Below are 9258 nucleotides of genomic sequence, written 5' to 3'. Positions count from 1 at the left end.
ATTATTTACTCGGAATTTAATGAACGAAAAAAGTAATTGAGATGAAATGCAAAGTATAAATACTTACTAAGCTACAGATTTTTATACTACTTTTAATGTTACGCTCTTGACGTGCGGAATGTGGGATTAAAAGCTTAAAACTCAGACAACACAAATTTTTTCTTCTTTCTTCTTCCTTCTTTCTTCTTCCTTTTGCTATACCTCAAAATTATCAAAAGTTCTGTAAAATAAAGACAAAACTAAGAAATACAAATAATTAACCTTCTAATCCCTATAATTTTGCGATAAAATAGCCTAATTTTAGCGAATCTGTCCACTAAAAACCCTTTCAAGCTGTTTAAAATTCTCCAAGACACGACCAGTACCCAAAACTACGCAGGAAAGCGGATCTGCTGCAATATGAGTAACAATACCAGTTTCATGGCTAATTAAAGTATCTATCCCATTTAATAAAGCACCACCACCAGCTAGCATAATACCTCTATCTATAATATCTGCTGCTAGTTCAGGAGGAGTACGTTCCAAAGTTCGCTTAACTGCCTCTACAATTATTGATAAAGGTTCTGTCATACTTTCTCTAGTCTCCGCAGATTTGATAGTTACAGTTCTGGGCAAACCTGATAATAAATGTAAACCCCTAACTTCCATTGTTGCTTCATTGTCATCCGGAGTCGGATAAGCTGAACCTAATTTAATCTTGATATCTTCAGCAGTCCGCTCGCCTATTACCAAGTTATGGACTTTTTTCATATACTGAGTAATAGCATCATTCAATTCATCTCCAGCTACACGGACAGATTCACTGAGAACTGTACCTTGTAAACTTAGAACAGCAACTTCTGTCGTTCCCCCACCAATGTCCACAATCATATTACCTGTAGGTTCAGCCATAGGCAACCCTGCGCCAATAGCAGCAGCAACCGGTTCATCAATTAATCGTACCTCTCTCGCACCAGCATGAGCTGCAGCTTCCATTACAGCTCTTCTTTCTACACCAGTTACTCCACTCGGAATGCCAATTACAATTCTTGGAGATACCAAGGTTTTTCCTTCATGGACTTTTCTAATAAAATGCTTTAGCATTAATTCTGCTGTATCAAAATCAGCAATGACCCCATCCCGTAAAGGTCTGACCGCAATTACATTAGCTGGAGTTCGCCCCAGCATCCTTTTCGCTTCTTCCCCTACTGCTATAGAAGTTTTTTGCTCCTGGTCAATAGCTACCACAGATGGTTCTTGAAGAACAATACCTTTACCGGATATATATACAAGGGTATTTGCAGTACCCAAGTCAATTCCCATGTCCCGAGACAAAGAAAAGCGATTTATCCAACCCACTGACTTTTGACCCCCAAAATTCAATCTTAGTTTGTGTAATAATTTATCAATAAATATAGCTGAGGCACTCTATTCTGTTTTTACCAAAAAGCGACGTTGAAAGCTCCCGTGTTTTAACCGGGGGATGAAAACAAGAGAGTCGTTTAGACTAGACAACTTTAGTTGTCCTGTGCCATTTTCATCAACAAAAAGTAAGCAGAACGCTAGGCATTGGCCTTAGCCGACTGTGTAGGGGCACAATGAAATTGTCCCCAAAGAATATATCTTTGGTCAGCTAAGTATAGACGAATCAACAGGGATTTATCCTGTTGCGTAGCATCTACTTAGAATCCCCGTGACTTGAGTCCGGGGAGTAGTCAATCCTCAGTCTATCAGGACTATAGAACCCCCGATCATATCTTTGTCGGTGATTCAGTTTTTTTGTCAGGAGTTAGGAGTCAGGAGTTAGGAGGTAGAGGGAAGGTATAAGGGAAAATAAGGTTGAACAATACTCCCCAGTTCCCTATCTCCCCAACTCCTTATCTCCCCATCTCTTTTTAAATCGACCTCAAATGGGTTCTATAAAAGAAGTGATGTGAGCAAATTTAACTGTCCCTGATTTTATAGTGCTACATGATAAGGACAGAATCCGGAGGATGTGTTAGATTTGAGTGATGGTTGAATAATTAGTCTTCTTAAGATACTCTTGTAATTAATATGACTAGAATTTAATTACTAATATATATAGTTTATGAGTCTAAATGTTGTTACTTTGGTTGGTAGGGCAGGTAGAGACCCAGAGGTTAAATATTTTGAGTCAGGTAGTGTAGTTTGTAAATTTACTTTGGCTGTAGATCGTCGTTCTAAAAGGACTGACCAACCAGACTGGTTTGATTTAGAGATGTGGGGCAAAACGGCGGAAATTGCTGCTGACTATGTTCGTAAAGGTAAATTGATAGGGATAAAGGGTTCCTTGAAATTTGAATATTGGCAAGATCGTAACACGGGGGCAAGTCGTTCTAAACCTGTCATTAGAGTAGATCAACTAGAATTATTAGGCTCTAAACGTGACGATGCACAAAGTTACGATGAATTTTAATTTTATAAGTTCTTGAGTTAGGAGTAGGGGAGTATTTAATAATTAATAATTAAGTGCATAAGCAACATTAATTACATATTCCTTTCCTAAATTATCAAGCACTTTTTTGAGATATTGAAGTAAGCTATTCCAGTTTTCGGGTATCCTCTACTTCAATTCACTTATATTTGATAAATTTCCATAATATTTCTATTCTGTTATGTTTTGGTGAATAGGTAGGCAAGAATTCCATTCTTCTAATTTATTCAGTATGCGATCGCTTGTATGAATTGAAGCTTTGTCTATAATTACTACGGTTTTTTTTGGGCAAGTTATGACTAAATTTATCCAAAAAATTTATCACAACTTCACTATTAATATACCCCTTGACTATTTCGTAACATAATTCGTTTTTACGATTCATTAATCCTAAGACATTCACTTGTTTACTATGACAACTTTTACAAGTTATTGTTTTCCTTTTTTCTGGCCATCCATATAGAACTCCGTTCCGCTTTCCTAGGTCATGCTACACAAACGTGATAGAACTCTGTTCCGCTACGCGATCAAACTACGTTACGCTAGCGCGATCGCACTCCCACTCACTTATTTTTATTATCTTTATCTTTCATTTTTATAAGCACCTACGCAGAGCGAATCACTTACTTCAAAAATACACCAAAATTTCCTTCAAATCAATGCTGATGTATTCCTTACATATCAATGCTTTTGATAAATGGCCAAAAGAAGCGCTATCGTACCCTTTTTACCCCTATTTTTCCCCCTAAATAGCTCATTTAAACTTTTTTTGGAAAATTCAGTTTAAATTACAAATATATTTTTTGGAAAATATAAGCTTAACTAATATTAACTTTTTTTTACCGAATAATTATCCATTATCCATTATTTCCCCCTACTCCCCTACTCCGCAGATGTCTATTATGAGTGAGTCTACTCTAGAGCAAATTCTTAAATTAGCTACTAATAAAGCTGAAGCTGTAGAAATTTACTATTTGTCTACTCAGGAAACACCAATAAAATTTGAAAATAATCGTTTAAAATCTCTACAAACTAAGGCTCAACAAGGAGTAGCTCTCAGATTAATTTATCAAGGTAGATTAGGTTTTGCTAGTTCTACAGATTTGACGAGAATTGAGGATTTAGTTGAGGGAGCAATTCAAACAGCAAAAGTTAGCGATATTGCACAATTTCAATTTGCTTCTTCATGCAATTTTAATTACCCAAAATTAGAGTGTAATTTACCTCAAGTTAATGAATTAATTAATTCTGGTCAAGAAATTATTGAAAGGATTCATAATTATAATCCTGATATTCTAGTTAATATAGACTTTAATATTCGGAACAAAAATATTAAAGTTTTGACTAATACTGATGTTTATGCTCAAAGGTTTAATCAGTTAGTTAATGTTAGTATTTCCGGTAACTTAGTTCGGAATGAAGACTTTCTGCAAATATCTACTTCAGACGTAGTAACCGAGCTACCTTTAGATATCAATAAACTACTAGAAAAATTAATCCAAAAATATCAATGGGCAGAAAATTCAGCTAAGATTACAACTGGTAATTTTCCCGTATTTTTTACTCCCACAGCACTAGGAAAGGTGATCGCTAGATTATTTAAAACTGTTTTATCTGGACAGCTTGTCGTACAAAAAGCTTCTCCTCTTACCCATAAAGTGGGAGAAACTATGTTTGACCCCCGCTTTACTCTCTTTGAAGACCCAAATATAGGACCTGATGCTTGTTCCTTTGATGACGAAGGTATTCCAACTATGGTCAAGACTTTTATAGAAGCAGGCACTTTGAAAAGTTTCTATTGGGACCAACAATGGGCAGCTCGTGGTGGATGCAAGTCCACTGGTAATGGTTTCCGAGATGGACTATCTCAACCAACTCCTAGTTTAGTAAATTTAAGTATTAGTCCTGGGCAAGCTTCTGAAAAAGAATTGATTAGTAATATAAAAGAAGGTTTAATAGTAGACCGGGTATTAGGAGGGGGTCAATCTAATCAATTAGCAGGAGAATTTTCTGTCAATTTAGATTTAGGTTATAAGGTAGAAAAAGGTGAAATAACGGGTAGAGTTAAGAATACAATGGTGGCAGGCAATATTTTTGAAGGATTTCAAAATTTGGTAGATATAAGCAATTTTCCTGAATTAGTTGGCAATAGTTATTATTTACCATGTATTGTATTTCAAAATTTAGGTGTAGCAACAAGGGAGGCTTAGATATGAAAGTGCTTAAAGTTATTTTGATTAGTTTTTTAGCAGTTTTACTATTGAATGGATGCGTTCAATATGAAGTGGGAATAAATTTTGAGAGCCAAAATCATGGTGAAATTGTACAGCATATTAAACTAGCAGATGAGTTAAATAATTTCAGTGGGACGATAGTTTCTGAATGGTTAAAAAGTATAGAAACTAGAGTTGGTAAATTACAAGGAAAAACAAAAAAAATATCTTCTCAAGAAATTTTAGTTACAATCCCTTTTAATAATGGTGCTGAATTAGAAGAAAAATTTAATCAATTTTTTAAACCTATAGATGCACAAGAATCTGACAATTCTGCTGCCGATATTACAGCAGATTTACCTAAATTAGAATCTCATATTGAAGTAAGTCAAAATAATTTATTTTTAGCTCTGCGGAATAAATTAAGCATTGATTTAGATTTACAGTTATCTACATCTAATAGCAAAGTTATAGTTAATCCAGATGAGTTATTAGATTTAGAGTTTCAATTAACTACACCTTGGGGTTTTAGCAATATTCAAGCAACTGAAAATGAGACAATAACTTATCTAAACGATCAAGAAATTGTCTGGAAATTAAATCCAGGAGAATCAAACTCATTAGATGTAGTGTTTTGGATTCCTAGTCCCATAGGAATAGGTACAATATTAATTGGTTTATTTGTTTATTTAGGTATAGCTTTAAAATATCAAGTACTGCCCGCTTTAGGAATTATTAATAAATAGATTAATCGACATTTATTTTAATACCACATATCGCCATATATCCTAAAATTTGAGGGTTAAAAAATCAAGCTATTGCATCAACATTGTCAAATATATTGTCAATCTATACTTTATCTGGTATAAGTTAAGTATCGGTAGTTATCAAAATAAATCAAAACAAAAATAATGAGACCGATTAATTTTTTGCTGATTTTTTTAGTTTGTTTAGCGTTGGTTTTATTCAGTTTACAGAATACCCAATTAACTACAATCAAACTTATTCAAGGCGTTGAAGTCGAAGCACCATTATCTGTAGAACTTGTAATTGCCACAGGGTTAGGAGCTATTTTGGCATGGGTATTTAACTTGTGGTCAAGAGTGCAACGTACCATCACAACTTTTGGAGAAATGCGAGAAATTCGTACCAGAAATAAACGCATTAAGGAATTAGAAAAAAACATGGAACGCTATCAAGAGGAACTGATTCAAAGAGCTAGTTTACCTGCTGCAGAAACTTTATCTGAAACAGTGAAATCTACTGAAGCAGAAGCTTCTAAATAAAACCATAATTAGTTAAGGTAGCAGAAATATAGCTTGAGAGCGATCGACATCTTCTTCTATATGGATATTTGTATTTGAATCATACTAACCTTTGCATTCTTCAAATTAGTTACTCTAAATAGTCCTGCGCTTACTAGAAAGTGCGAGTTCTTAGGTTAACAAATTTCCAAGTTAATCTGAGAATTATTTATATAAAGTATAGGAAAAAACTATAGACATGACAGTTGGAATTCCTCAAGTTTCAGAAACAGTTTCAGAAGGAATTGCTTTACTCACAAACTTAGCAGAAAAGGGAGAAATTAATCCTTGGGATGTTCAAGTAATTGACGTAATAGACCGCTACTTAAGTAAACTAACTCCGGAGTCAAATATTTCTGCAAGTGATGACTTTACAAATTTGTCTCAGTCAGGTCAAGCATTTTTATACGCATCTATATTAGTATGGCTCAAAGCAGATCACTTAGCTAATTCAGAATCATCTGAAACTAATTCAGAGATATCTGAAGAAGTCCAAATTCCAGAAGCAGAAACTTTTGAAACACCAAAAATACCACTAAAACTAGAACAACAATTGCGTCGTCGTGCTGTTGCTCCTTCCCCACGCAAACGTCGAGTCACCCTTCAAGAATTAATCGATCAGTTACAACTGATCAAATCTACTATAGAAGATAGAAAAGTACGTCCCCGTACTCGCAAAACTAGCTCAAAAGCAAGAGAGCAAGCTGCCAGAGCAATTGCAGAATTAGCCCACCAGGAAAATTTAGTAGATACAGCTAGTGACTTAGAAAAGTTCCTTCTAGAAAAATTACCACAGAGCAGTGAAGGTTGCTTTGAATTTGATCGCCTTTTGGAATTGTGGTCCTCAGTATTACAGTCCAAAGCTGAAAATGAACATACTCATGTCCAAGTCAATTATGACCGAGTAGGTGTATTTTGGGCATTACTACTCCTTTCTGCTCAGTCTAAAGTTGAGTTATCTCAAGAAGAATTTTATCAAGATATTAGAATCCGTACTATTTCATCCACTTCCGAGGGGCGATCGGTTTTAGAGAAGAATGTTTAATGCCTTCTTTCCTAAAACTCAAAATTTGGAACTTGAATTTATATCTGAATAAAACTCTTATTCATTAACTTTTCTCTGAAAAAAAGCGTAGTATAATGATGTACACTTAAAATCTCTATATTTAAAGGAAGTAAGAAGCAGGAAATGAAGTTAACAGCATATAGTTGTGGTCAATCTCCAACTATATTTAATCGGCGTTGCTGAATAAATGTATGATTTCACAGGAGGACCGAGTCAGGAGTCAGTAGGTAGAAAGGAGTTTTTCAGTGACTAAATAGAAAGAAATAGGTATAATTTGCACTATTGTTTTGGCTGAAAATTCACTTCATTGTTGAATTTCATACCTCAAATCAGGAACGCCATTTAATCTAATTTAAAAAGTTGAAAATTGACCCCCTTACTCTCCAAAGCTTGTATATAAGGATAGGGTTACACGGTGTCAAAAAATTACTCAACCTTCTTCTTTTTTGCCTCTTTCTTCTTCCTCCTAGTTAAATTAAAGCCATCAAGCTGAAAATTAGAAAACGTCCAAGGAAAATTATTTCTCCGGTATTTATACATATCAGTGATAAAAATGTGTCCATTAGTTGAATGTTTAGCCAAAATATAAACAAAATATTGGTAGATAAAAATTTATCGATCTACCTTTCAATAGGGAAAGTGAAAAATTTTCATTTTGCTTTTCTCTCTGTTAATCTGAAATTTTAACGGAGTGAATAGTGTTAGTTGAGAACACAAATATAAGTATTTTTGACATTTCAAGGTGGAGGAAACTTAAATGAAGGCCATGATTCTGGCAGCTGGTAAAGGAACTCGTGTTCGTCCAATTACTTATCGCATTCCGAAACCAATGATTCCTATTCTGCAAAAACCAGTAATGGAATTTTTGGTAGAGTTACTTCGTCAACATGGTTTTGACCAGATTATGGTCAATGTCAGCCATTTAGCCAAAGAAATAGAAGACTATTTTCGTGATGGTCAGAGGTTTGGGGTACATATTGCTTATTCTTTTGAAGGGCGAATAGAGGATGGAAACTTGATTGGGGATGCACTGGGTTCTGCTGGTGGAATGAAACGAATTCAAGATTTTCATCCTTACTTTGATGATACATTTATTGTTCTTTGTGGTGATGCTTTAATTGATTTGGATTTGACAGCAGCTCTCAAGTGGCACAAAGAAAAAGGATCTTTGGCTACTGTGATTATGAAATCTATTCCTCGCGAACAGGTTTCTAGTTATGGTGTTGTGGTGACAGATGAAACAGGGCGAATTAAAGCTTTTCAGGAAAAACCAAAAGTTGAAGAAGCTCTTAGTACCGATATTAATACTGGTATTTATATTTTTGAGCCAGAAGTGCTTGATTATGTTCCATCTGGTGTGGAATTTGATATTGGTAGTCAGTTATTTCCGAAATTGGTCGAAATAGGAGCACCTTTTTATGGTGTGGCTATGGATTTTGAATGGGTGGATATTGGTAAAGTACCTGATTACTGGCGAGCAATTAGGGATGTACTTATGGGGCAAGTGAAAAATGTTTCTATTCCTGGTAAGGAGGTATTTCCAGGAATTTATACTGGCTTAAATGTAGCAGTAAATTGGGATAAGGTGGATATCCAAGGGCCTGTATATATCGGTGGTATGGCCAGAATTGAAGATGGCGCAAAAATTGTTGGGCCTAGCATGATTGGTCCGAATTGCTGGATTTGTAGTGGAGCTACTGTTAGCAGTAGTGTCATTTTTGAATATTCCCGTTTAGGCCCAGGAGTTCGTTTGATTGATAAGTTAGTATTTGGTCGCTATTGTGTGGATAAGACTGGAGCATCTATTGATGTTCAAGCTGCTGCTCTTGATTGGCTAATTACTGATACTCGTCATCCTTTCCCTTGCGATCCTCCTGCTGAACATGAAACTATTAAGGATATTTTGCAGGAAAATGGCGGTTAATTGTAAGCATTCAGCCATCAGCTATCAGCTAGCCTCCTATGGTCGGAACTTTGTTAACAGCTATGAGTTGTTAGCTCATTATCAGCTCAAAATAGGAATTAGTCTCCAAGGAGAATTAAAACTTATAAAAAAAATGTCTTCAGCTAACCTTAGTAATTTCTTGAATATGTTCATGTATCTGTTTGCGCAGCATTCTGTAGGAAATGCTGAATGCTTAATACTGAATGCTTACGGTTAATTTGTAATTAGGGTTTGCCTATGGAAAGTCTTTTTGCTCTTTGTAGGAGACAGCTATACTGGAGACAACCCACCCCTCG

7 protein-coding genes are annotated in these 9258 nt (G+C 35.2%); 6 read left to right on the top strand and 1 reads right to left on the bottom strand.

Annotated elements, in window-relative coordinates:
- Window positions 1-300 precede the first annotated feature (300 nt).
- The gene (locus tag F6K15_RS36530; RefSeq protein ID WP_293070832.1) at window positions 301-1302 is read right to left on the bottom strand and encodes a rod shape-determining protein; all 1002 of its coding nucleotides are present in this window, start codon (window positions 1300-1302) and stop codon (window positions 301-303) included.
- A gap of 766 nt (window positions 1303-2068) precedes the next feature.
- On the opposite strand from F6K15_RS36530, the gene F6K15_RS36525 reads away from it, so the two are divergent.
- From F6K15_RS36525 to F6K15_RS36500, 6 genes are all read left to right on the top strand, one after another.
- A complete protein-coding gene (locus F6K15_RS36525; protein WP_293070830.1) occupies window positions 2069-2416 on the top strand; it encodes a single-stranded DNA-binding protein in 348 nt (115 codons plus the stop codon).
- Window positions 2417-3336: 920 nt separating this feature from the next.
- Window positions 3337-4644: a TldD/PmbA family protein gene (locus F6K15_RS36520; RefSeq protein WP_293070828.1), complete on the top strand. Its 1308-nt coding sequence runs from the start codon at window positions 3337-3339 to the stop codon at window positions 4642-4644.
- 2 nt (window positions 4645-4646) lie between these two features.
- Window positions 4647-5393 carry a DUF3153 domain-containing protein gene (locus tag F6K15_RS36515; protein ID WP_293070826.1) on the top strand — a complete coding sequence of 249 codons (747 nt, stop codon included), beginning with the start codon at window positions 4647-4649 and terminating at the stop codon, window positions 5391-5393.
- A 165-nt stretch (window positions 5394-5558) separates the two neighbouring features.
- Entirely contained in the window at window positions 5559-5933 is a 375-nt protein-coding gene (locus tag F6K15_RS36510) for a LapA family protein (RefSeq protein ID WP_293070824.1), read from the top strand.
- Window positions 5934-6150: 217 nt separating this feature from the next.
- Window positions 6151-6996, top strand: coding sequence for a segregation/condensation protein A (locus F6K15_RS36505; protein ID WP_293070822.1), 846 nt, complete (start codon window positions 6151-6153; stop codon window positions 6994-6996).
- A gap of 778 nt (window positions 6997-7774) precedes the next feature.
- Complete coding sequence (locus F6K15_RS36500) at window positions 7775-8941, top strand: NDP-sugar synthase (RefSeq protein ID WP_293070820.1); 1167 nt, start codon at window positions 7775-7777, stop codon at window positions 8939-8941.
- The last annotated feature ends 317 nt before the right edge of the window (window positions 8942-9258 follow it).

The organism is Okeania sp. SIO2B3 (assembly GCF_010672525.1).
GTDB lineage: Bacteria > Cyanobacteriota > Cyanobacteriia > Cyanobacteriales > Microcoleaceae > Okeania.
This window is presented reverse-complemented; position numbering and strand designations above follow the sequence as displayed.

Excerpts from the sequence above, each read along its gene's own strand:
- F6K15_RS36530 (WP_293070832.1), bottom strand. The coding sequence starts at position 1,302 with ATGGGAATTGACTTGGGTACTGCAAATACCCTTGTATATATATCCGGT.
- F6K15_RS36525 (WP_293070830.1), top strand. The coding sequence starts at position 2,069 with ATGAGTCTAAATGTTGTTACTTTGGTTGGTAGGGCAGGTAGAGACCCA.
- F6K15_RS36520 (WP_293070828.1), top strand. The coding sequence starts at position 3,337 with ATGAGTGAGTCTACTCTAGAGCAAATTCTTAAATTAGCTACTAATAAA.
- F6K15_RS36515 (WP_293070826.1), top strand. The coding sequence starts at position 4,647 with ATGAAAGTGCTTAAAGTTATTTTGATTAGTTTTTTAGCAGTTTTACTA.
- F6K15_RS36510 (WP_293070824.1), top strand. The coding sequence starts at position 5,559 with ATGAGACCGATTAATTTTTTGCTGATTTTTTTAGTTTGTTTAGCGTTG.
- F6K15_RS36505 (WP_293070822.1), top strand. The coding sequence starts at position 6,151 with ATGACAGTTGGAATTCCTCAAGTTTCAGAAACAGTTTCAGAAGGAATT.
- F6K15_RS36500 (WP_293070820.1), top strand. The coding sequence starts at position 7,775 with ATGAAGGCCATGATTCTGGCAGCTGGTAAAGGAACTCGTGTTCGTCCA.